This is a genomic window from Halorubrum sp. B53 (assembly GCF_059752395.1).
The window spans coordinates 58,224-81,124 of record NZ_MWTH01000006.1 but is presented as its reverse complement, the minus strand read 5'-3'; the positions used below and the strand labels follow the sequence as shown (position 1 = coordinate 81,124).

Genomic DNA, 22,901 nt, shown 5'->3' with positions numbered 1-22,901 from the left:
ATGTTCGTGTTCGGTCGCACCGCTCGCGTGCTCAATCGGTCGACGTGGGGATCGTGTCCGCATCCACCGGCAGCACAAGCACAGTATGCCACACCACGGGGGCGGCTCGTCGCCTGCGAACGCTGTGGACGAGTGGACCCACAGAGTCAGTAATGGGACCTACGAGGAGTGTCCACGGTGTGAGGGCGGCGGTCGCGCTCGTCGCCGCGTGTTGCCTGCAGACCGCGATCTGTCGCGTACCTGTTAATTGTATGGTTCGACGATTGCAAGCACATCAGTCGCCTCATACCGGCGGTTTCGCTGCTGGCCGGTCGTTTCACGCAGGATATCGTCGTCCCATAGCTGCCGGATAGCTTGGTTGACAGCCGGTTGTGACCGATCGAGGGCTTCCACTGTCTGCGGCTCCGTGAGATACGGCTGCTCGATAATGAAATCGATGAGTTCGTGGATGACGACGCCCTGGCCTTGATACTGCTCCCGATAGCTGTCACGCAGCGCTAAGAGGTCGCGTGCGACCGTGTATGCTTCGTGGCCCTGTTCGGCGATGGCGTGTACAAAAAACGAGACCCAGTCTGTCCAGGCCCCGTCACGGCTCACCGCCAGCAGCCTGTCGAGATAGGCATCACGGTTCGCGTTGAAGTACGACGACGGGTAGAGGTAGGGGCCGGGCAACAGATCCCATTTGTAGAGAGCCAGCATCACTAGCAGGCGACCGAGTCGCCCGTTTCCGTCCTGAAATGGATGGATCGTCTCGAACTGATAATGAATCAACGCCAGATCTATGAGCGGGGCGTATGTCGGCCCGGATCGGATATATTGGAGCAGACTCCGCAGTGCGTATGGAATGCTCGCCGGGGGTGTCGGGACAAATCGTGCCTCATTAAGCGGCGTTCCCGGTTCGTCAATACCCACGAGATCCTCGCGAAGCTCACCAGGATTCTTTTGTTCACCACGGGCCCCCTGCAGTAGTAGTTCGTGGAGCCGGCAGAGTAAGTCCCGATCCAGCTCAGCACCCCCTCGGAGGGCTTGAATACCAGTTGTGATCGCCTCAACGTAATTTTGAGCCTCCGCGATGTCAGCGCGTTCTGTTTCGGTCTGGCCAGGCTGTTCACCAGCTTCTCGTCGGTAGATGTCTGAAAGAGTGAGCCGGGTCGTCGTCTCGATGTTCGAGGAATCGACAGCCTCGCGGTGGATGAGTGGACTCAAAATGACTTCGGGCGAATCAAGCCATGTGTCAAGGTCAGAAAGCTGGCCCACGGCGTACATCGCGTTCCCATTCTCAGTAAGGAGCTCATGAGTCGCGTCGAGATCTGGGGGGAGTGGGTCCGGACTAAAGGTAAAGATGCCATCAACCATCTCAACCTCACCGGGAGGGGACCCAGCAAAATCTTCAGGTCGCATTGTTATTCATAATACGTCCTTACGCCAATATAGATAACGATTTCGCTGTTTGTCTATCCAAAATCACCCATCCAGTGTTCTAAGATAGATGTAAGCGAGGGTGGCTATCCTAGTAGCAGCGATCGAGGCTCACGTTAGCACCGGTTGTCGCGATCAGATCGAGACGACCAACCCATGCGAGCGGAATCAACGCCGACGAATCGACAACAACCATCAGATGCGATCGAGGTCGCGTTCAAGATCGTCAGTTGTGTAGCCGGTCTCGATGCCTTCCTCAGCGGCGAGTGACAGCATCTCAACGTACGGGATCTCAGCCAGTTCAGCTGCACGACGGAGCGTAATGTTGTGGTCTCGAAGCTGATCCAGAGCCTTCTGTTTCCGCCAGTGTGTGAGTCCCTCTCGGATAAGACGCCGAAGCACCTCTGATCGGTCTGCGGTGAGCTCTTCTTCAAGCTCAGATAACGCCTCCTCGTCATCTTCAGGGATCCGAGTCGTGACGGTTTTCATCGTTACAATACACTCCGTTACATTACGTGATAGATGTAATGATATATTTTTATGGATATTTTAGTAACATAAAGTCAGATCCGATCACGGTTAGTCGCGATCGTAGCATGTGTGGCCCACAGAGAGCGTTCTGTCGTCAGAGTAACAACTTTGTGTTGCCGCCGAGTCTTGAGTAGCAGCTATCGAGGCTCACAGAGGAACACGGAGGAACCCAAGGCTGAAGCCGGGAGAGGGAATCCGACATCGTACACACGGCAAGAACTAGGAATATTGGCTCATACTGTACACATAATGACGCCCAGTACCGATTCCTCGACGGCGGTCGACGACGAGGTTCGCCAGCTGTACGAGCGGTATCAGGCAGCCGAGAGCGACACCGAACATCGCGAGATCGCCCTTGAGATGGGGAAGCTTGACGGGCGCCGCCACGCGGAGATTTATGCAGCGCTCGAAGACGAGTGAGCGCTCTACAGACAGGTGTCAGCGCTGCTGATCACGACGCCGACGGTGCGTCAGTTCTCGTTTGCCCTGATCAGCTGGCAGCGACCGATACACTGAGGCTTCTCGACGAGATGAGCGCTGCTCGCAGTTGGGACACGACCAGCTACGTACAACGGGCCCGCTCGTTGCTCAAGGAGTCGTAATCTCGCATCGTCTCCAATTATGCGGCAGCCGGAGCGGACCGACTGCGGGTTTGTGGCTCGCCGCGATGGGTGCCGGCGAGCCACTCGCCGGCGTGATTCGATGTCGACACGGTGTCAACTCCGGTTCGTTCGGACCCTCGAGGCGGGCCGGACGACCGATCCGACCGACCCAGTCGCACCGGTGTACACCCATCTTAACAGGGAACCAGCAGACGTATGTAGGGTCTTCGAACAGTTCACACCGCGGTTCCAGAGACATCTGGCACACGGTGGGCCGAGTATCTGGCTGTGCAGTGGGTCCAGAGACCAAGTTCAAACAACACAACTGTCCCAAATAGCTATGTCCCAACAGTACCAACAGTAGCCCATGTCAAGCGATGCTATCGATATCGAGACGTTTGAGAACGCCGACGACGATGCGTTTGCAGCACAGAACGACACAGAGCGGATCGTGGTGTTCCTTGACAAACACGACGATCGGGCATGGAAGGCAGCGACGATTGCCGAGCGGCTTGAGTTGGAAACTGATACCGTGAGCGCAATTTTGTCCCGGTTGAAAGAGCGCGGGCTTGTCCGGCACAAGCGTCCTTACTGGGCGATCACAACCGACAAGAAACGACTTCGAGCCGCCTACCAACTGCACCAGCGGCATGCGGCTGCAGATGACCAGTACGGCGACGAGGAACTCGAAGAACTGCGAACGGACGAGATGGAGAAGGTGCAGTGACTGAGTTTGCTGAACTCGAGCGTGGCGACATCGTCTGGGGAACGGATCCACTCTCGGAAAAGGGGCGCCCGCTACTCATCTTAGGGGCACCGGACCTGCCTGCACACGGCGTACAGCTCATTACTGTTCTAATCTCGACACAGACCTACCACGATGAAGCACTTACACTAAGAAATGAGGATTATAACGGTGGGCCACTCGGGAAACGGAGCCATGTCCTGCCGTGGTCAATTGTCACGCTCAACGACACGACCGAAGTCGAATACTATATGACATCAATCAGCAAGGAGCGCATCGAAGATGTCGCGAACCAATTAATCAGTTACATTTCTGCGTGAGCTTCTGCCTTCTCAGTAACCCCGATCAAACCGACTTGTGGGTTTGTGGCTCGCCGCGATGGGTGCCGGCGAGCCACTCGCCGGCGTGATCCGATGTCGACACGCTGTCAACTCCGGTTCGTTCGGACCCTCGAGGCGGGCCGGACGACCGATCCGACCGACCCAGTCGCACAGGTGTACACGCACTCCGACGGGTATCCGGAGGGTGTGCTTGAACGTCTCCAGCAGCTCAAACAGCTGTTGGAGGCGACGACCAGTGTGCGCGGACCAGCGTATACGGCCGCACAGTACGTGTTCCTCGAGAAGCTCACCGCGATTCCGCTGTATCTGGATCCGTCACGCGAGGCTGAGCGGCGCGTTGACGCGAGCTCACCCGCAGACGTCTGTGATCCGGCCCGGATGCAGCATCTTGCCCAGCCGCTGTTTCTGCTCGGCCACGGAATCGAAGATCCGCGGGCAGGCATTCACGGCGACGAGGAGTATCTGTACATCGTCGAAATCCCACCCTACGAGGTGGCGCACGTCGAGCCGCCGGCGTGGCAGGTGGCCGTGAGCGAGCCGTGTGGATTCCCGCGGTGGGACGCTCAGACCGATGGAGCGTTCAGCGAGGCAACGTGGCAGTTTGAGGGATCGCTTACGGCGGCGTGCGACCGATTCAATTGTTAACCAACAGCGACGGTGATCCGCGTGCTTTGTTGATTAATAAACCGCTGATGTGCAAGCTTTATGCAGGCGCCGAAACAGTTATCAATCTATGTGTGGAATTTGCACATCAAATGAGCGCAAGCGACGATCCGCGACGGGTCCATTTCCAGTCGCCGGCGTATCTCGTCGACCGGTTGGACGCGATCGCGGAGCTCTTCGACACGGATCGAACGGATCTGCTCATCGAGGCAATACGCGAGTACATCGCAGAGACGGCCGATAGCGAGACGTTCCAGGAACTCGTCGCGACGAAGTACTACGACGACCAGCTCGAATTCGAGACCGTCAAGCAGTTGGTCGGCACCGAAACCGCCCAGCGTCTCCGGCTTCTCAAAGCGGATCTCGAGGACGAGCCACTCGATCTCGCTGCTCCCGACGATGTCGACGTCTACAATAGCGATACGACGGCGGTCGAGCCCGCAGCTGACGACGAGCGATGAGCGACCGGCGACTCCGAACAGTCGTCGCCGACACCAGCGCACTCGTCAGTCTCGGCGTTCCCAGAGCCGACGCGACCGTCGACGCCGACGCTCCGGACCCGTTTCAGTATCTGCTTACATCGTGTGACGTATTCGTACCACCAGAAATGATCGCGGAACTCCATGACATCACGCAGTATCAAGACATCCACGCCGCGGCTGCGAGTAATGTCCTCGCGGCCCGCAGCCACTACACGGTCGAGGATCCGTACGAACGCGACGACACACCGGACTCCCGGCCGACGTTCGGACTCGATGACGGCGAAACCGACGGGATCGTCCTCGCAAACGCGCGTGCTGTCGATGGGTTTCTCACCGACGAGTTTGGTGGGACGAACTTCCCGCTGATACACGCTGTACTGGAGGGCCCGCGGATCGTTCCGACGCCGCGGCTCATCGTTGACTACGCCCGAAACGGCCATCTGAGTCACGAGGCGGCTCGAACGCTGATTACGACGATCAGTCCGCATCGGAGCTGGGAGAACAGTCCGTACGTCACGCAATTGCTTCACCGGCTCGATAAGTAACCGCCCTCCGAGTAGCGACGCCGAACACCCGGCGTCGGCGACGACACCTGAAAACCATCGGCCGCTCGAACGTTTCGTGTTCGCTCGAGACTGCATCTCGCTGGCTCTCGTTCGCATCGTCGCCGGTGCGCTTCCAGCACGGCGGCTGCCCGAGAGACCTCGGATCCCTCGGTGCTCACGAGAACGCCGCTGCGCGCCTCATCCCCACGGGTCTTGTCGGATCGGGGGATGACCGAAGCGGCCTCGCTCGTTCTGAGTCCACCAGGCTAGCAGCTGGTTTGTCGGGCAACGTAGTCGACTGGCCAGATGATACGTACCGGCTCGCCCCGCTCGCCGCTGCCGCCCTCCACTTGCTCACGGCTCACTCCGTTCGCCGTTCGCATCGCGGCGCTCCCTGTGGTCGCGCCGTGCGTCGCTCGCGACCGACCAGTCCGGGCTGGCGCGGCCTCGCTGCTCGCGGTACTCCCCGCTCACGTCCCGTGGCCGCCCGACGGTCGGCCACGCGCCGCTCGGCCGCGTTCCGGGCTGAAGTGGATGTGCCCTCGACGCCAGCGGGAAAGCGCGCAGGGTTGCGCGGCGTGGCTGCTCACCCCGCACGCTTTCTCCGCTGGCCGCTCGCTCCGGGCGGTCTCGCCGCGCGGGGCTGGCTGGCCCGTCGAGCAACGAGCGCGCGCCGCTCGCGCCCCAGGGGGCGCTCGCGAAGGCGCGAGCGGCGCGCGCAGATACCTCGTGTCGGTGTGTGTGTGAGCCCTCCCGCGTTGAGCGCGGGTGGTGGCGCGTCGTGGGCGCCTTCAGGTGCTAGACCTCCCATGCGTCGGAACCACGCTCGAACAAAACCGATTTCGGTCGATGCACAGGCGCTCAACGAGGCGACAGCGGACCCCGTCGAGGAGGAACCGATGCGCCCCACGGTCGAGATGGCGACGCAGGCGACGGTGGATGCGAACCATCCGGATGCGGGCCGGCACGGATTGTCACTCGCAGCCGAAGAGAAGGCGATGGCGCGCGAGGCTGAAAAGGCGCGCACTCGAGAGCGATGGGATCGCCGACAGACGTCCGATCGGGAAGCTCGAACACGACAGGTCGCAGCAGATGGGAGTCGCCAGCAGCGTGATGCGTTCGCCAAGCGCCGGGCCGCGGTGGACCCGTGGGCGGATCCGGACCGTGCGGATCCCCGCGAGGCACTCGCTCAGGACGCACTCGCGCAGGTGAATGCGGCGGCGCGGCGAATCGCCACGACCCGGGAGGGGTGGACGGCCGCGGCGGTGAGCAGACAGATCGCCAAGCAGGTCGTCGACGGACGCGACATGACAGCAGCGGTGGTGCAAACCGCCGAGCAGGTGCAAACGGCGCCCGGAACCGTCATTCCAATCGACGCAGTCGCCGACGTCGATCGCGGCACGGTGAGCATCGCCGGCGAGTGGGTCGATGACTGGGAGCCCACAAGCTCGGCCATCAGCCAAGTCGGGCTACTTGCGGATGACACGGGCCAGATCAAAGTGACCATCTGGCGGAAATCGGACCAGCCACGCATCGATGAAGGTGAGCGTGTCCGCATCTCCAACGCGAAGACGAGCTGGTACGAGGGCCGCGTGTCGGTGGCGCTGACGCGGCGCTCTCGGGTCGGATTCCCCGAGCGCGACCGGTGGTGGGACAGGTAGGCCAACTTGACCCTTTTTTTTTGCCGTGCGATCGCCGTGGTGGATGGCCGATCGTCGCAGCGGGGACCCACTGATCGGTGTGTCCGCACCGTCCAGCCACGCCCCACCACCCCACCCACCGCTCCGTGCTCGCTCCCGCGGTCGCTGCGCGCGCAGCCACGACCTCAAGAACTGATCTTATTTCCAGGCTGACTCTCGCTACCACGGAAAAATCACCTGCAAATCTAAACCTCGAACGTACTACTAATTAGAGGTCAAGCGTCGCGTCGACGAACAGGTCATCCAGATCGTATTCGTGAGGAATCACTCCTTGATTGTGTGCGTAGTCCACGAACGTGTTCAGTTCTGTTCTCGTCTTTTCCGTGAGGCCGTACTCCCACACAGACTCCGGAGGGCCCATGATGCGCTGCTGTTCAAGATCGTGGAGGTGAGACCATGTCGATGACAGGTCCGCACTCGGACTGCGCTTGCGGTCAAGACACTGATCGCGCGCGTCACACAGTGCTTCGTAGACGCTGAGTGCGACCCACGGATGTTTGTCCAGAATCTCGTCTCGAATGACAATCACGTGCATGATCGGATGGATGCCAGTTTCTTGGAAATATCGCTGTTCTTCTCCTAACGGATCATCGAAGAGGAAATCAAGATTGTCAGATTGCGCTACCTCACTGAAGAGGGATCCGGAGGGGTCCATCGCGGCATCTAACTCTCCCTCAAGTAGGGCTTGCCGCACGGGCGCGCGCCGGGCAGCATCACCCTCCTTTTCACCCGGAAGGACGTTGACATCAAAGCGATCCGGCACACCCAGACCCACGTCGTCTTCTTTTCGCCGGTACCACGTGACATCCTCTAGATCAAGGCCGTACTGCTCTCGGGCAATCCCACGAATCCAGACGGTCGCAGTCGTCTGCCATGACTGAGTGGCGACATTCTTGCCGGCCAGATCACCGAGATCGGTCATGTCGGAGTCGGCCCGCTTGTACACGAACGAGTGGCGAAACTTCCGATACGGGAAGACGGGAAGCGCGGTGAATTCGTAGTCGTTGCTGACCGTCCGCGAAGAGAGATACGACGCCAGCGATATCTCACAGATATCGTACACCGGGTGCTCGAAGAACCGGCGGTGACGCTTCGATGGGCGATTCGCAATAGTGGTCAACTCCACGCCATCGGGTTCGACAGCATCGTTCAGCAACGGTCGCATAATGTCACTATCCGTACATCCGAGCGAGAGGTGAACAGCCATGGTCTGAGTTCCCACAGTTATGTAATATATTTATCGAAAAGCTCGAAAATGATCTAGGGCAGATGGGCGAGTTCTGTCAAGTAGTGGCACGACGTCGCCTGGAAATGGATGCACTACCGTTTACCGTAGCTAACAACGATCAAACCCACGTAAAGACATCACACAAGATGGGAATGTGATACGGCCAACACAAGACTTTTTCAGCGTCTCGCGAAACAATCGCGGGATGACCGACCCGAAGCTCCGCATCGAGGGGCTGACAAAACGGTTCGGCAACGAGACTGCAGTCACCGATCTGTCGACGTCGGTCGCGAGCGGCGATTTCCACTCTATCCTCGGCCCGTCTGGCTGTGGGAAGACGACGACGCTCCGGTGTGTGGCGGGACTGGAACAACCAGACAGCGGGCGGATCTACATCGACGACGAACTGGTGTCAGCGCCCGACCAGGACGTCCACGTAAAACCGAAACACAGGGGGATCGGGATGGTGTTTCAAGAGTATGCTGTCTGGCCCCACCTTACGGTCGCGGAGAACGTCGCCTTCCCGCTGGAGGTCAGAGATATCGGCGACAGCGACCACAGACGCGAGCGGGTCCGCGAAATGCTTGCACTCGTGGGTCTCGAGGACCGGCTCGACGACCTCGCGACGAACCTCAGCGGCGGCCAGCAACAGCGGGTCGCCATCTCCAGAGCGCTCGTGACCGAACCGGCGATACTGCTGTTCGACGAGCCCCTCTCGCACCTCGACGCCAAATTACGCCGCGAGATGCGCGTCGAGATTGAGCAGATCTGTACGGAACTGGACATTACGACGCTGTACGTCACCCACGACCAAGACGAGGCGATGTACCTCTCCGACAGGATTTCGCTCATGCGTGGCGGCTCCCTCGTCGAAGAGAACGACCCCGTATCGCTGCACACCGCGCCCAAGACGCTCTTCGGGATGAACTTCATGGGCCAGTGTAACGTTTTGGCGGGTGAGGTCGCGTCGGTCGAGGCCGACAGCGTGACCGTCGCCACCTCTACCGCCGGCGTCAGGGCCCCCCGTGAGAGCTTTGTAGGCCAGCCCCGCGAGGGGCAGACGGTCCAGGTCTGTTTCCGACCCAAGTACTGTACGTTCGACGGCGACAGCGCCGTGACGTTCTCCGGTGAGGTGGACAGCGTGTCGCAGACGGGGGATTTCGTTGAGTACGAGGTCACACTCGAGGAGGACACGGTGCGGGTACGCCTGCTTGAATACGATTCCGTCGACCCCGGCGATTGCGTCGATATCGCCGTCGACAGCGGACAGGTCCGGATGTACGCGACCCCGGAGAGCGAGGAAGCGCCAGAGCCGGGGTCCGAAAGCCTCAGTGCCGGCCGGCCGGGGTCGTCATAACCGCCACAGTGCGTCGACCAGGAAATCGACAGTGCCCGCTATATGTCTGTGACGGCGACGTCCGTGAGGAGGTACGTCCCCACGTAGACGACGAGGATCAGCGCGACGATGATCGTCGCGATCGCTGCCGACTGCTCGGCGTTCCCGTTGGCGATGCGGCGCCACATGAGCACCTGGATTACCTCGGCGTTCCCGGCACCGAGTAACAACGGGATAGAGAGACTCTTCATGTAGTCGATAAAGAGCAACAGATATCCCGAGACCAAGCCGGGCTTGAGGAGCGGAATGAACACCCGCTTGAATGTTCCAAACAGGCCCGCGCCGGCGATGTTCGCGGCGTCTTCGAGTTCCTGCCCGATCGACCGAAACGAGGAGTTCGACGCCCGGACGCCGTAAACGATGAACTTCGCGGTAAAGGCGATCATCACGAGCCAGATCGTCCCGTACAGGCCGAAGACGTTGAAATTCAGGAAAAACCACAGGTACGCTGTTGAGAGGACGAGCCCCGGGATGACGATCGGAACGAACGTGAGGAAGTCGAGTACGTCACCGACGACCGACTCCGTTTTGATGACGATATACGAGACCAGCGCCGCCAGCACCATCCCGACGACCCCACCGACCCCGCTGAGGAGCAGCGTATTTTTCAAAGCGAGTCGGAACGTCTCGGCGGAGCTGCCGACAAAAAAGTGCAGGTAGTTTTCGAGCGTCCACTCGACGTGTTCGAGGTCGAACCCAAGGAACGTCTGCTGGAACGAAGAGGCGACGAGAGTCACCACCGGGAGCAAGTAGAGAAAGACGATCAGGGCGAGAAACACGGCCGACAGCACGTGGCCGTAGCGGCCGAGGTCATACTCGGCAGTGGTGACGTTGCCCTGGCCGGCAATCGTCTCGTATTTTTCGCGGGCGCCCGAGAGGCGGCGTTGAGCGGCGACGCCGAACACAGCGATAAGGAGGAGGATCATCCCGAGGGCGGCGGCGAACGTAAAGTCGTAGGGGTAGCCCCGCAGGGCCAGATACATCTGCGTCGCGAGGACGAAGACGCCGCCGCGGATACCGAGGATGAGCGGTGTCCCGAACGACTGGAGGAGGCGGGTAAACACGATCACAGTCGCGATGAGCAGTGACGGACTCGCCAGCGGGAGCGTGATCTTCCGTAGCGTCATCAGAAGCCCTGCACCGGAGATCTCTGCCGCCTCCTCTAATGACGCGGGCACTGACTCGATAGCCCCTTTCGTGAGCAGATAGACGATACCGGCGTAGTGTGACCCCGACACCAGTGCAATACCCCACACGCTGAAGATGTCGACTGGCGGGACGTCGAACATCGGCAGCGCCAGGAGAACCTGATTGACCGGCCCCTTCGGACCGGCGTAGAACTGCCAGGAGAGCGCCAGGATGTACGACGGCAGGAAGTACTGCACGAGGAAGGCAGGCGCGATGAGGCGTCTCCCAACAATATCGGTTTTCGTCGTCACGACAACGCCTCCGACGCCGAGCACGAGCGCGATCGCTGTGCCCGAGACGGCGACCGCGACCGTGTTCCCGAGCGTGCTGTACACCTGTGGCGAAAACAGTTCCTGGTATCCGCGCAGCGTAACTGTGCCACCGAGGCCGGGGGCGGTCGTCCAGAACGACCCCCAGATGAAAAAGGCGATCGGACAGCCGATGATCACCAGCAACACCGACAGCACGCCCCACCGGAACAGCACGTTCGGTAGCTGGCGGGTCACGGCTCTGGAGCTGTATGGCTGACCGCGTGTTCAGTTCGTCGGGGCACCGATGGCGTTCTGGTAGGTCGTCTCGTAGCTCTCGATGGAGTTCTCAAACTGGAAAAACGCCGGTATCGTCTTCCCTTCGACCAACTCGAGTAGCTTGGAAGGTTTTGCCGCCGACCGGTCGGCCGCGACGGCACCCTCAACCAGCACTTGCATATCCGTCCACTGGAAGTACTTGTCGAGGAAGAGGTACGACGCCCATGGATGCTGGGGTTTGGCGGCCATTCCCATGGGGGCAACCGTCGGCGTCGACGCCTCGCGGCTCCAGACCGGTTCGGTTGGCAGCCCTTCGCGCTTGAACTTGAGGGGGTGTTTGTAGTTGGCTAGGTAGCCCACGCCGTAGTTGCCTTGTGCGACCTGCTTGGGGACGCCGTACGTCGATTTGATGAGCGTCGGATTCTGGTCAGCGAGATCCTGTAACCAGCTCTCGCCTTTGATGTCAAGCATGACCGGCATCATGATCGTCTTCGGCGTCCAGTCGAGGACGATGGTGCCGTCGTCGAATCGGTCGGCCATGAGTTCGTCCCACGACTGGGGCGGGGCCGACACCATTTCGGTGTTGTACGAGAGCCCGTAGACGACCTGGTTTTTGATCCCGAACTGCGGGTGGATCTTGACGTCCTCGGGCAGGTCTTGGTAGGCCGGGATATGGGTCAAGTCCCCGAAGGGGACGCCGGCTTTGATCAGCGCGTCGATGTTGCTGAGGTCGGTGACGTCGATATTGCGCTTGTCGGCTTGGACCTCGCGCTGGTAGCGCTGAGTCAGCGTGTCACCCGACTGTTTGACCACATTAATGCTGTTGGTCAGCGGTTCGTAGACGCCCTCGTAGTCGTGGTCGCGAATCCCCTCGATGAATTTCGGATTCTTGCTTACCGCGTAGAACTGTAGGTTCTCCTCTTTCAGTTCCTTCTCGGCTTGTCGCGAGACCGTCTTGCGCCACTCTTCGGCCGACAGCTCTTTCAGTTGCTCAACCTCGCCTGCTTGGATCCCGCCGCTGGTGGTCGCCGAAGCATCGCCACCCCCGGAACAGCCGGCCACGCCGACCCCGACACCGACGCTTGCGACCGTCTTCAGCATCCTGCGGCGTCCCTGGCTGGTCACTTTGCCCGCCGCGCTCTCTGCGTGCGCACCGTCCCGTTCACGTTTGGAAACCATTGTCCGAACCCATTGCTGAGATGTAGTGTAACGGTTTATATTCTTTAGGGAGATATTTATACAGTGAGAGCGAAAAATTGCGAATAACAACGTGATACAAGGGGACGTAAGATAGAATAGTAACGTGGTTTTAGGATAATAATGATAACGTGATTTTTAGACAGATTAGCCCGAACGCAGAGGTGTAGGGGTTACCGTAGAATGATGACGTGAATACTATTCACCGGCCTGTTCGAACGTGCGGGTATGCGCGGTCCGGCAGCGAAGCTGTTCTATCCCGTCGTGTCACCGCTGTTCCTCAACGCGATCCACGAAGAACTCAGTGACGGACTCGGCGACGCCGAGAGCGCTCCGCTCGATATCCAGTGGAGCGAACTGGGGATGTATTCGCCATTCAAAAACCGTATTGAGAAAGTTAATCGACCACTACTATGAGTGTGGGTATCACAGACTGACTAATTTTAATATAATTGCCACGATATGCGAGAGTGACGCCCGAAACAGCTCTCAAACTGGGAGGATTCAACACGATGATCACCACTTGCCTCACCACGCGGCGTACTCGTTTTCCCATAGCCGTGGGTCTCGTGTTCGGCGAGTGCCTCCAACACCAGTGTGCAAAGAGACCGGGCGCACCCCGCCGGATTCACGTCAACCTCGAATACAAGAGTTCGACGCACTCCGGCGACGGCCGGACACGCTCTCCCGCATAACTCGACCCCCATACGGACTACCCGTCAGGGGTCGGGGAACACGGGATTGCCGCCTGCCTGTGCCCAGTACTCGCTCAGTACACAGCCTGATGCGAGTGCGGGGTGCCAGGCTCGCGGCTGCTTGGTTTCCGTTCGTCCCGATACAGGGGCGAACAGGCTCCGTCCGCGCTGAGCGAACGGAAGTCGTTAGCTAACAGCCCCGCAGCGAGAGCTGCGGATACGTCGAGCCCCGGAGTCTCCGTTGGCGAGGGACGCCGGACTTTGAATCCGGAGGTCGCCGGTTCGATTCCGGCCGGGGCGACATGCCGACGTGGTGTAATCCGGCGAGCATACGGTCCTGTCACGGCCGTGGTCCGGGTTCAAATCCCGGCGTCGGCGTGGATGCGTGGCGTGGCCACGTGGGGATACCCATCGAGGTAGGCAGCCCGTTGGTGCGATCAGCTGGATCGTTCCGACGATGCTGGGCCCAGCAGGGTCTGCAACCTACATGAGCCGGTGTGGTATTCCCGGGAACACCCGAAGTACGCCCCCGCGATGAGACGCGCAACCACGACTACTCGGTCGCGGTTGCGCAGTTGGAAAGTCGTACAGATAGATAATCAACTGCCAAACGCTCGGCAGTCCAGTGAGCCGATGGTCCAGCGGACGACGACCTGTGCCTTGGGCGCACAGGACCGAGGTTCGAATCCTCGCGGCGACATTTTCTCCCTGTGGTCTAACGGCTACGATGCCTCCCTGTAGAGGAGGAGACGCACGTTCGAGTCGTGCCGGGGAGACTGCGGGACGGTGGAAGAGCCTGGCATTCACACACTCTCGCCGAATTTTCACCGGAGATCCGGTGCGACGGTGAGAGTTCCTTCATCTCACTTGTAACGAGAACACGCAGGTTCGAATCCTGCCCGTCCCACTGGCCGATGACCCGTTCCAGACGAGGCCACCCCGCTCCAGTGGAGTAGCGGCCAAACTCACGGCCCTCTCACGGCCGAGCCCCCCGGTTCGAATCCGGGCTGGAGCATTCTCCAACAGTCCGAGGCCTCTCACTTCCAGCCGGCGAGACTGAGGGACGGACAGCTGTGGAGAACGGAGAGATGTCCATGAGTGAGTTCCGAATTGTGTGCTGCGGGATAGGATAGTGACATCCTCCGCGCCGTGAACGGCGCCGCTTCCCTGCGTAGGAATACCAGCTAGTCGCTGGCAGTGGGTTTCGACCCGAACTCACTGAGCGTCATCTGCTCTGATTGGCTCTGCTCGGTGTGGGTCGTGGTGCTGTCACAGGCACTCCCATCCCGAGGCGAGTCATTGCCTGCCGGTTTCAGCGGCACGCTCTCTCCCCACGGGTCTGCCCGCTGTGCGATATTGATAGCGCCGTTTATATCTCCCTCAAACGTCGTGACGTGGCACTCGTCGTGCGTACAGTGAAACTCTCTGCCACCGTCTCGATAGCCGATGTGACCGCACTCGTGGCACGCCTGCGACGTGTATGCGGCATTGACGTACATCGTCGGGATTCCCGCTTCGGTGGCTTTGTCCTCGATACGGTCTTGCAATCGAGCGAAGGCCCAAGCGTGAAGCCGCCGGTTCATGAATTTGCCGCAGTCCAGCGACTCGCGGATGTACGTCAGGTCCTCCATCACCAGCACCGGCTTCTCGAAGCTGCGGGCGTACTCGACAGCCTGCCGAGACGCCTTCTCGACAATATCGGTCAGCGCGTTCTGGTAGTGGTCGAATCGCTCGTCTATCCGCCACTCGGCGGCGTCACGCTCTTGCAGTCGTTTCAGCGTGGTGTGCATCTCTTTGCGGAGATGCTTGGCGCGGCTCCCGTCACACACAAGCGGGCGGGTCGGTGAACCGTCTCTAAGGGCACAGCCCATGATAAGCGACGATTCACCAATGTCCAGACCGATGTGCGTCACGTCGTCGCTGTCGGCATCGTAGCCGGATTCTTCGACCGAGTACTCGACAGCGACGTGTAGCGTCCATGATGTGCGATTCTGTATCAATTGGAGTTGGCCGGGCGACACGTTCCCATCCAGCAGGTCAGCCCACAACTGCTCCTGTTCAGGGTTGATGCGAAGCGGAATCCAGAAATTCGTCCCGCGTCCGGGTTGGGGGACTTCCCACACGTAGCTGTGTTCCCGATCCTCCGAGTGGTCGAAGCGAGCGGCACGGTTGACCATTCGTGTCGGGTGGCCGTCGCTCAATTCCTGTGCATCGTCCAACGACGGCACGTAGTTTTTGAGCGCGTCTTTGACCTGATACGGCAGGTCGTAGGGCGTCACAATGTCGTTGACTGCTGACTGCGTATCAGCGCTAGCCTCGAACGCCTCGTGTAGCCCTTCGTGATACAGGTCGTGGAGTTCCTGTAGCTTTCGCTCTTTGTGGGCTGTCGGCGGCGCGAGTGTCGCTTCGAGCGTCTTAGTCGGCATCGGCAGCCTCTAATCCCTTCTCGATTAGCTCGCGGTATGCTCGTGGGTGGCGGATACCGTTCTCACGGGCGTATTCTTTGACCCGTTCGTGTAGGTCGCCGTCCAGCTCCATGTCCACGTCGGTTCGCACAGAGCTATGTAAGTAGCCGTGTAAGTAAACACTTACGTCCGGTGTTCAGTTAGACGACAGTCCTGGCGGTTGTCGCCCGAAGATTACACGATTCCCTCCCGCCCTGTTCGTTCCTCGGTTCCGACCAGTTGGAACACTCTTCACTCACGGGAAGGGCGGGATTCCCTCGATGTATCAAGATGAGCGTATTCGATACAGTCGAACTCTACGACGACGTCCACCTACCGGAGTATCCCGAAGGGATTACTCCTGCCGAGGACGTCGACTGGCAGACGAAAGGCATCGATCGACCGACTATGACCACATTTCGGATTACGGCGGACGGTCGGCTCCTTGAAGAGGAGTGGCACACCGAAGCGGTCCCGCCGGAAGATCGACTATACGCGAGCCGAGACGACGTCGACGAGGAAAATCTCCTCTACATGGCCGGCAGTCTGAATCGAGTCCACGACGGGTGGATCGAACGAGACGACTACCACGGCCGTTTCGAGCTCACACACTCCTTCGAGGATCTCGATACACTCGTCACGTATCAAGTGACGTTCACGCACGGGCAACTCGAGGGCTTCGAACGGCTGCGTTGACCCGTGCGTGCCTACAACTCAGCACTTGATTTCGTCCCTACCGCGCTCCCGGAGTCTCCGTTGGCGAGAGACGCCAGTTTTTCAAACTGGAGGCCAGGGGTTCGATTCCCCTCGGGAGCACTCGGGGGGCTGGCTCTGACAGCGTTTTCCCGTGTCTGATATAGCGGGCAGCCACGGGTCCGTGGCGCTGTCACAGTCGGCTCTCCTGCGTGTGGTCGTCAAGGTGGTGCGTTCCTTCGCCCGCAAAGCAAACCAACGGGAGTCATAGCCCGTCGCACCACCGGTTTCCCGACCGCACGTGGCGACCGTCGAGTCGGAGCGGTGCTTCGCCAGGAACTCGCAGGTTCAAATCCTGTCGGTGGCGCAGTCCATCGAGAACATCCCGGACAAAGAGCGTACGAGAGGACGCTCGACACCGGTCCCGCTCCGACGGTTTTCCGGTCGCCGTGTCGCCAGTGGCCGTCGATCTGGAGCGATACGTCGATAGCACGCTACGGGGTCGAATCCCGTCTGTCGCTCCAGGAATTGTCCGGCCACTTGTGTTCCCGTAGCTCAGTCAGGACAGAGCACCGGCCTTCGAAGCTGGGTGTCGCACGTTCGAATCGTGCCGGGACCCTCCAGCCGAGCGACGCGAGGCTGGGATCGGGGAGTTTCCCCGTGATACTCGCTGCTCACAAATCTGCGAGCAGCCGCGATCGGAGTCGCCTGTTGCGGCTCCGGGTGAGAGTATGAAATTCAACACGCCGAAGCAAACGGTCGCGGAGGCAACGCGGACCACCAACTACGAAGGTGGGGAAGCGTTCGAGCCTACCGACCCTCGACTGGCATTGTACAAGCGCACGATTAATCAGCTGCTGGAAGGGTCGTTCTATGAGTCCGATGACGAGCAGTTGGCTGCTGTCGTTCACCGGTTCGACGCCGCCGCAGACGACGACCCGGAGTTTGTCCTGAAGCTCGCGGCCTACGCGCGGCAAGAGCTCTACTTACGGGACATTCCGCAAGTGTTGCTCGTGCTGGCAGCCAACGACGACCGGTTCAAAGATGAATCCGATGAGTCGGTCATCCGCGAGTGGGCACCGGCGATCATCCAGCGGATGGACGAAACAGCGACTGCGCTGGCTGTCCACGATCAGCTGTTCGGCGGAACTGCGCCGTGGCCGCTTCGACGCGGGGTCGAGGACGCGCTCGTTGAGATGGCTGACGCCTACACGCTGAGCAAGTACGACCTATCGCGGCGTGAGGTGACGCTGTACGACGTCTTCAACCGCGTTCATCCCACGCCCGTCGACGGCGAACAGGAAACGCTCTTCGAGCGGTTCATGTACGGCGACCTCGACGACTATCCCGACGTCGACTCGTTGCCAGCGCCGAACACGTGGGAGACGGTCATTTCTGAACGTGGCAACACCCGAGACGCCTGGGAACTGCTCATCGAGGACGACGAGTACACGCTACCCATTTTCGCATCGATCCGAAACCTTCGGAACATGCTCGAAGCCGGCGTTCCGGAGGACATCGTCGTGAACCACCTCGACCTGGAGGCCGTCCGGCACGCGCCGCTGTACCCGTTCCGGTACTACCAGGCCTACACCGCGCTGCAAGACGCGGATGTACAGGCACCGACGGTCGAGCAGTGGCTCGAAGAGGCAATTGATGTCGCAGTCGAGACGGTGCCCAACGGATTCGGCGATACCTTCGTCGCGGTCGACCTGTCGGGATCGATGGATCATCCACTGTCCGCAAACAGCACGCTCCGATTGAAGGAGGTCGGTGCGTTGTTCGGTGCGATCCTAGCCGACCAAGGTGCCGAGGTCGGCGGGTTCGGCGACGACTTCCAGACCGTTCCGATGCACGTTGACGAACCAGTACTACAGCGTCAAGCGGCGGTGTTGGCCATCGACGATGACGTCGGGAACTCGACAAACGGTTGGAAAGCGATCAAGCACCTCCACGACAGCGGTGATACTGTTGAACGGATCGTCGTGTTTACCGATATGCAGCTCTGGGACAGCACGCCGTTCACAGCGCGCGATACCCAAACAGTCAAGGACGCATTCGATGCGTATCGAGACGAGGTGGCTGCGGATACCGCGCTGTATCTCGTCGATCTCGCGGCCTATGGCGACCTCGTGACCCCGGAAGGCTACGAGAACGTCTACAACATCTCGGGGTGGTCTGAGAACGTCCTCTCGTTCATCGAACACGCCGAGAATCCGACACAGGTCATCGATGAGATCGAGACGTTCGAGCCCTCGTAACTGTCCAGTGGCCCACGACGAGTAGCGGGGGAGAGATCAGAGACAGACTCGCTGGTGTCTCGGATCTTGAGTCGATCAGACGAATCAACTAAGCCGTTCAGAATTGTACTCGCCTCGGATATGCCCTACAGCGACGAGGAGTTGCTTGAGGATATCCGTGCCGTCGCAGCGCTCGTCGAGCGAGCGCCCTCCATGCAGGATTACCGTGACCACGGCGAGTACGCCGCAACGACGATCACGCGCCGGTTCGACTCGTGGCAGGATGCTGTCGCCCGCGCCGGCTTCGAGCCGCATGCCGCTGAGACCGAAATCCCAACGGAGGAGTTGCTCGCCGAACTGCGGCGGCTCGCCGATGAGCATGACCAACGCCCGACAGCCGAGCTCATGAACGATGAGGGCCAGTACTGGGTGTCGACATATCGTCGGCGGTTTGGATCGTGGGCGAACGCCCTCGCCGAAGCCGGCTTTGAGCCCGCAGACGCCCGGACGGCTGCACAGATTTCCGAAGCCGACCTCGTGGGAGAGCTGGACCGGATGGCCACCGCCAAAGGTGCGACCCCAACGTTCCACGAGATGGAGACTGACGGCGCGTACAGTCCACGGACGTATGTCGATCGATTTGGCTCGTGGACCGACGCGCTTGACGCTGCCGGCCTCGAACCCCGCGAGTCCGGCAGAGTGAGCGACGCGGACCTGCTCACGGAGCTTCGTCGGTTGCGCGATGCGCTCGGTACAGAACCAGTCGCCGATGATGTGCGTGAGCGGGGCGAGTACAGCCTCGCAACGTATCAACGCAGATTCGGATCCTGGTCAGACGCCAAAGACGCCGCGTTCGACGAGTGATCCCAACGCGACAACGCACGAGGTGGCTGGCCGGAAACGCTGAAATCGCCTTCGAAAACGGTCTAGCTAGTGTGTCGACAGTAGCTAAATGCGTCTTGCTGGAGAGAGTCGACAAATGACTTCATAGCTTTCTCGCTACGGGACCGCGAGTTCAATACTGATCGCCCACTGCCAGGCGTTTGTTACCTCTACTTAGACCGAGAATCTCCAAGAATCCCATAAAATTGCCCAACACGATACGCGGCGAAGGCACTAAATACAATCGGAGTCGCGATAAAGAAAATCAGGAGAACCTCTTCACGCGTCAACAATCCGGTGATCGCATTTTTGCTGACACTAGGTAATCCCGCGAGGATAATGGGGACGAACAAGAGGATACTGAACATTAACGCGGCCGTCAAGCGCGTGTATGGCCAGATTCTGTCGCCACTATCTGTAGATGACATTAGGCCTTCACCTCGGAACGGATTTCGCTTTCTGCCGAGGTTTGTGTGAACGTCTCCCAATCCTGTTTCGCCCATTCTTGAGCGCGCCGGACGCGATCGGGTGCAGATTGGAATTGGCCGTGATCGCCGTGTTCTTCGACATAGCGAAGACGACGAAGCAAGCCGTCCATATTCGCGTTTTGGATGCCCAGGCCAGGACGCCGGTTCACTTCGAGCACCATCGGCCCGTTGGCCTCATCAAAGACAATATCAACACCAGCGAATCCAAGCCCGCTGGAGATCGCAGCGCGAGAGGCCATCGCAAGCACCGCTTCCCACTCCGGAATGGCGAACTCGAGGTCGGCCCCCGTATCAGGATGAGACTGGATGAACGCATCGCGAGTCTGCTGGTAGCCACCGGACGCTTCGCCAGTGAGAATATCGATAGCGACGGCGACAGCACCGGTATGGATGTTGGCGGTCCCGTTTGATTCGTTGGTAGGAAGTCGGACCATCGACATCACAGGGAACCCCTGGAGGGTGATGACTCGAAGGTCGGGCACTCCACCCGTCGTTCGGTCTGCAAGCAGGCCATCGGGTGTGATGAAACCCTCGACAAGCGCCACCCTCCGAGCACCGTAGTCACCGACACCACCAACGCAGATCTTCCGAGTGTGAGCCACAATCTCCTCAGCCGTCAGCCGCCCACGATTCGTGAGGAACTCGTTGGTCGCTTCGTCTCGACCACGAACGACGAGTATGTCGCGGCCACCATACCCGTCGATCGGCTTGATAGCGAAGGTCGGTTGCGTCTCGATAAGGGTCCGTAACTCATCAAAATCGGATTCGTCTTCAGCGATAAGATACGTAGCCGTTGTGGGGATCGAGAGCCCGTGAAGGGTCTTTTTCATCTCGCCTTTATTGAACTGCGCCATAATCGGCGCGGGATTGTATTTGTTGATGAACTCCCGATTCCTGACTCGCATCGTGAGGACATCACCAGTGTTGTCTTTTCCGAGAGAGCGTCGTAACTCTCTGAATCGGAGATATTCGCCAAGCCGGACGTCAGTGAGCGTCCCGAGAGCAATATTGATGGCGACGAGTGCGACCCAAAGCTCCGGCGAGTGGATGACGAGTGTGACGAGGGGTTCGAAGGTGATAATCACGAACGCCGCAGCGATTCCAATAAGGGTAGCAGCGAGGCGCCGCGTCGCGGGCACCCACCCAGTTTCGGTGAGGCTCCCGACAAAGCGCTCGGCGTACCACGTCGTCAACACGACTGGGAAGAGAATAACCGCTTGAAGCGACGGGATATCTTGGAGTTGCCCAGCGGCTTCGATAACAAATAAGCCAATAGCTGCGACGACAAGGAGTGACGCCACCCGGTGAGGTGTTCCGAGGTTCAAATCACTAATCGCAACACGGGCGAGTGCCGTGAGAACGAAGATGTACGCGATAACGAGAAAGCCCCAGAATGGCCCAACAACGACCCACGAAAAGGCCAGAATAACGGGACCGAATACACCAAAGGTGCTCATTCCAATTTCGTTCCGGAAGACGGCGATAACTGTCCCAGCGATCATCAACCGGAAGGCAAAGTCGAGATCTTCGGCTACCGGAACGAACAGCGCAGAGTTGCTCCGTAGGAACACAGCAACAACCATTAAGCCGAACAGAAGCACCACACTGGGGAGGTGCTGTTTAACATTCAGATCCATGAGTTCCCTCGTGAATTCCAGAGTATGAGATGGTTAATTGCCCCACCGCCCGAGGAGAGAACGCTCAGACATCGATCTGTTTGATAGCACTGAATAGACATTATCTACTGTCGTAATGCGATTTGAGTACTTAAATTAGCCTTTTGTATACAGAGGTCAGAGAAGCATAATCTCTCTCGAGTAACCGGAACTGCAACCTTCACAATTGTCAGCCGGCGGACGGTGTACCGAGCCGAATCGTGGCCCGTGGACTGCCGTGAGATGACTAATTAGCGGTCCGTCATAAGCCCATAATATTATCTTGTCGAGGTAATTCTCTGGGTCGTGTCGAAGTCGTCAGCAAACGAATTGACTAAGCGCAAGTTTTTCGCTGTAGTGAGGGAACACTGTCCGCACACATGGACGTGACCGAAGACGCGGTCCAAGACATCTGCACGGACGCGGTCTTCGAGCGCGGCGAGACCTACCTCGCAGAGAACCGCATCCGCGAGATCCACCGCGTCGACGCCACCGTAACCGTCGTCGTGAGCGGGAGCCGTCAGTACAACGTTCGCGTCGATCTCGCGGCCGATAGGTTCGATCCGTGGTGTGAGTGCCCCTACGACGGACCGGGAGCGTGCAAGCACGTCGTTGCCGTGCTGCTTCGGTGTGTCGACGAGGTTCCGACCGACGAGGGCGACCGACTCGACGCCGCGCTTGACGCCGCCGACGCGGACGATTTGCGAGCGTTCCTCCGTGAGACGCTAGCGACCGACGCCGCCCTCCGCGAGCAGTTGTTTGCCCGGTTCGGCGAATCCTCGACACGCTCGGTCGATGAGCTACGCGCCGCCATCGACCGGCAGTTCGAGGAGACGAACCCGGAGTACTACGTCGTCTTCGAGCCGATCGACTTCTCGGAGTGGTTCAATCTCGCGACCGAGTACCGCGAGCAGGGCCGAGACGCGCCGGCAGCCGCAGTCTATCGGGCGCTCGTCGAGGCACTCGACGACAACATGGAGCGCGTCGACGGCGCGTACGATCACTTCTCACAAGCGTTCACACGAGCGCTCGACGGCTACGTCGACTGTGCCACAACTGTAGACCGCGAGACCGACGGAGCCACAGACGCCGTCGCCTTCCTCGAGGAACGAGTGGAGTCGGGAACGCCGTTTCTCGCTGATCAGTTCGAGCGTGCGGCGACCGAACTTCGAGAAAAACAGGCGGAGAGATCTGACGGCTGAGTGGGCTCGACAGGGCAACACAGTCGGTGCCAGTCCGC

General features: G+C 59.7%; 21 protein-coding genes and 7 tRNA genes. 20 read left to right on the top strand and 8 right to left on the bottom strand.

Going from position 1 to position 22,901, the window contains the following annotated elements; genetic code table 11:
* Positions 1-243 precede the first annotated feature (243 nt).
* The gene (locus B4V06_RS05690) at positions 244-1,356 is read right to left on the bottom strand and encodes a Fic family protein (RefSeq protein WP_498168187.1); all 1,113 of its coding nucleotides are present in this window, start codon (positions 1,354-1,356) and stop codon (positions 244-246) included.
* 258 nt (positions 1,357-1,614) lie between these two features.
* Positions 1,615-1,908 (bottom strand): UPF0175 family protein, encoded by a 294-nt coding sequence (locus tag B4V06_RS05685; RefSeq protein WP_498168184.1) that lies wholly within the window; start codon positions 1,906-1,908, stop codon positions 1,615-1,617.
* A 291-nt stretch (positions 1,909-2,199) separates the two neighbouring features.
* Between B4V06_RS05685 and B4V06_RS05680 the strand changes: the two genes are divergently transcribed.
* The 7 genes from B4V06_RS05680 (at position 2,200) to B4V06_RS05650 (ending at position 6,989) form a co-directional block, all read left to right on the top strand.
* On the top strand, positions 2,200-2,370 hold the full coding sequence (locus B4V06_RS05680; RefSeq protein ID WP_498168182.1) for a hypothetical protein: 171 nt from the start codon (positions 2,200-2,202) through the stop codon (positions 2,368-2,370).
* Between the two features lie 549 nt (positions 2,371-2,919).
* Positions 2,920-3,279: a MarR family transcriptional regulator gene (locus B4V06_RS05675; protein ID WP_498168180.1), complete on the top strand. Its 360-nt coding sequence runs from the start codon at positions 2,920-2,922 to the stop codon at positions 3,277-3,279.
* Positions 3,276-3,617, top strand: a complete 342-nt coding sequence (locus B4V06_RS05670) for a type II toxin-antitoxin system PemK/MazF family toxin (RefSeq protein WP_498168178.1) — start codon at positions 3,276-3,278, stop codon at positions 3,615-3,617. Before B4V06_RS05675 ends, B4V06_RS05670 begins: the two co-directional genes overlap by 4 nt.
* Positions 3,618-3,710: 93 nt before the next feature.
* Positions 3,711-4,283, top strand: coding sequence for a hypothetical protein (locus B4V06_RS05665; protein ID WP_498168176.1), 573 nt, complete (start codon positions 3,711-3,713; stop codon positions 4,281-4,283).
* Between the two features lie 110 nt (positions 4,284-4,393).
* Positions 4,394-4,762 (top strand): hypothetical protein, encoded by a 369-nt coding sequence (locus B4V06_RS05660; protein WP_498168173.1) that lies wholly within the window; start codon positions 4,394-4,396, stop codon positions 4,760-4,762.
* Positions 4,759-5,328, top strand: coding sequence for a hypothetical protein (locus tag B4V06_RS05655; RefSeq protein WP_498168171.1), 570 nt, complete (start codon positions 4,759-4,761; stop codon positions 5,326-5,328). Before B4V06_RS05660 ends, B4V06_RS05655 begins: the two co-directional genes overlap by 4 nt.
* Positions 5,329-6,137: 809 nt before the next feature.
* Positions 6,138-6,989, top strand: a complete 852-nt coding sequence (locus B4V06_RS05650; protein ID WP_498168169.1) for a DNA-binding protein — start codon at positions 6,138-6,140, stop codon at positions 6,987-6,989.
* Between the two features lie 247 nt (positions 6,990-7,236).
* On the opposite strand, the gene B4V06_RS05645 is transcribed toward B4V06_RS05650, so the two are convergent.
* Positions 7,237-8,235 carry a substrate-binding domain-containing protein gene (locus B4V06_RS05645; RefSeq protein WP_123114525.1) on the bottom strand — a complete coding sequence of 333 codons (999 nt, stop codon included), beginning with the start codon at positions 8,233-8,235 and terminating at the stop codon, positions 7,237-7,239.
* A gap of 226 nt (positions 8,236-8,461) precedes the next feature.
* Between B4V06_RS05645 and B4V06_RS05640 the strand changes: the two genes are divergently transcribed.
* Positions 8,462-9,613: an ABC transporter ATP-binding protein gene (locus B4V06_RS05640; protein ID WP_498168166.1), complete on the top strand. Its 1,152-nt coding sequence runs from the start codon at positions 8,462-8,464 to the stop codon at positions 9,611-9,613.
* Positions 9,614-9,651: 38 nt separating this feature from the next.
* Here the strand turns inward: B4V06_RS05640 and B4V06_RS05635 are convergent, their stop codons facing one another.
* Complete coding sequence (locus B4V06_RS05635; RefSeq protein ID WP_498168163.1) at positions 9,652-11,346, bottom strand: ABC transporter permease; 1,695 nt, start codon at positions 11,344-11,346, stop codon at positions 9,652-9,654.
* Positions 11,347-11,376: 30 nt separating this feature from the next.
* Positions 11,377-12,546 (bottom strand): type 2 periplasmic-binding domain-containing protein, encoded by a 1,170-nt coding sequence (locus B4V06_RS05630; protein WP_123114522.1) that lies wholly within the window; start codon positions 12,544-12,546, stop codon positions 11,377-11,379.
* Between the two features lie 246 nt (positions 12,547-12,792).
* On the opposite strand from B4V06_RS05630, the gene B4V06_RS05625 reads away from it, so the two are divergent.
* The 6 genes from B4V06_RS05625 (at position 12,793) to B4V06_RS05600 (ending at position 14,274) form a co-directional block, all read left to right on the top strand.
* Entirely contained in the window at positions 12,793-12,981 is a 189-nt protein-coding gene (locus tag B4V06_RS05625; RefSeq protein WP_123114521.1) for a hypothetical protein, read from the top strand.
* Between the two features lie 503 nt (positions 12,982-13,484).
* Positions 13,485-13,560 (top strand) — tRNA-Gln (locus B4V06_RS05620).
* Between the two features lie 3 nt (positions 13,561-13,563).
* Positions 13,564-13,637: transfer RNA gene (locus B4V06_RS05615), tRNA-Asp, on the top strand.
* A gap of 251 nt (positions 13,638-13,888) precedes the next feature.
* A tRNA-Pro gene (locus B4V06_RS05610) sits at positions 13,889-13,956 on the top strand.
* 83 nt (positions 13,957-14,039) lie between these two features.
* Positions 14,040-14,166, top strand: a tRNA-Thr gene (locus B4V06_RS05605).
* A gap of 34 nt (positions 14,167-14,200) precedes the next feature.
* Positions 14,201-14,274, top strand: a tRNA-Glu gene (locus B4V06_RS05600).
* A gap of 169 nt (positions 14,275-14,443) precedes the next feature.
* Here the strand turns inward: B4V06_RS05600 and B4V06_RS05595 are convergent.
* Both B4V06_RS05595 and B4V06_RS05590 read right to left on the bottom strand, forming a co-directional pair.
* Positions 14,444-15,685 (bottom strand): RNA-guided endonuclease TnpB family protein, encoded by a 1,242-nt coding sequence (locus B4V06_RS05595; protein WP_498168161.1) that lies wholly within the window; start codon positions 15,683-15,685, stop codon positions 14,444-14,446.
* On the bottom strand, positions 15,675-15,797 hold the full coding sequence (locus tag B4V06_RS05590) for a hypothetical protein (RefSeq protein ID WP_498168159.1): 123 nt from the start codon (positions 15,795-15,797) through the stop codon (positions 15,675-15,677). Before B4V06_RS05590 ends, B4V06_RS05595 begins: the two co-directional genes overlap by 11 nt.
* Positions 15,798-15,994: 197 nt before the next feature.
* Here B4V06_RS05590 and B4V06_RS05585 point away from each other — a divergent pair, with 197 nt between their 5' ends.
* From B4V06_RS05585 to B4V06_RS05565, 5 genes are all read left to right on the top strand, one after another.
* The gene (locus B4V06_RS05585; RefSeq protein ID WP_498168157.1) at positions 15,995-16,399 is read left to right on the top strand and encodes a hypothetical protein; all 405 of its coding nucleotides are present in this window, start codon (positions 15,995-15,997) and stop codon (positions 16,397-16,399) included.
* Between the two features lie 44 nt (positions 16,400-16,443).
* Positions 16,444-16,519: transfer RNA gene (locus B4V06_RS05580), tRNA-Glu, on the top strand.
* A gap of 420 nt (positions 16,520-16,939) precedes the next feature.
* Positions 16,940-17,015: transfer RNA gene (locus B4V06_RS05575), tRNA-Arg, on the top strand.
* Positions 17,016-17,127: 112 nt separating this feature from the next.
* Positions 17,128-18,657, top strand: coding sequence for a TROVE domain-containing protein (locus B4V06_RS05570; RefSeq protein ID WP_498168154.1), 1,530 nt, complete (start codon positions 17,128-17,130; stop codon positions 18,655-18,657).
* A 120-nt stretch (positions 18,658-18,777) separates the two neighbouring features.
* Positions 18,778-19,500 carry a homing endonuclease associated repeat-containing protein gene (locus B4V06_RS05565; protein WP_498168152.1) on the top strand — a complete coding sequence of 241 codons (723 nt, stop codon included), beginning with the start codon at positions 18,778-18,780 and terminating at the stop codon, positions 19,498-19,500.
* 445 nt (positions 19,501-19,945) lie between these two features.
* On the opposite strand, the gene B4V06_RS05560 is transcribed toward B4V06_RS05565, so the two are convergent.
* Positions 19,946-21,643, bottom strand: coding sequence for a sugar-transfer associated ATP-grasp domain-containing protein (locus tag B4V06_RS05560; protein WP_123114516.1), 1,698 nt, complete (start codon positions 21,641-21,643; stop codon positions 19,946-19,948).
* A 398-nt stretch (positions 21,644-22,041) separates the two neighbouring features.
* Between B4V06_RS05560 and B4V06_RS05555 the strand changes: the two genes are divergently transcribed.
* A complete protein-coding gene (locus tag B4V06_RS05555) occupies positions 22,042-22,863 on the top strand; it encodes an SWIM zinc finger family protein (RefSeq protein ID WP_498168150.1) in 822 nt (273 codons plus the stop codon).
* Positions 22,864-22,901: the final 38 nt, after the last annotated feature.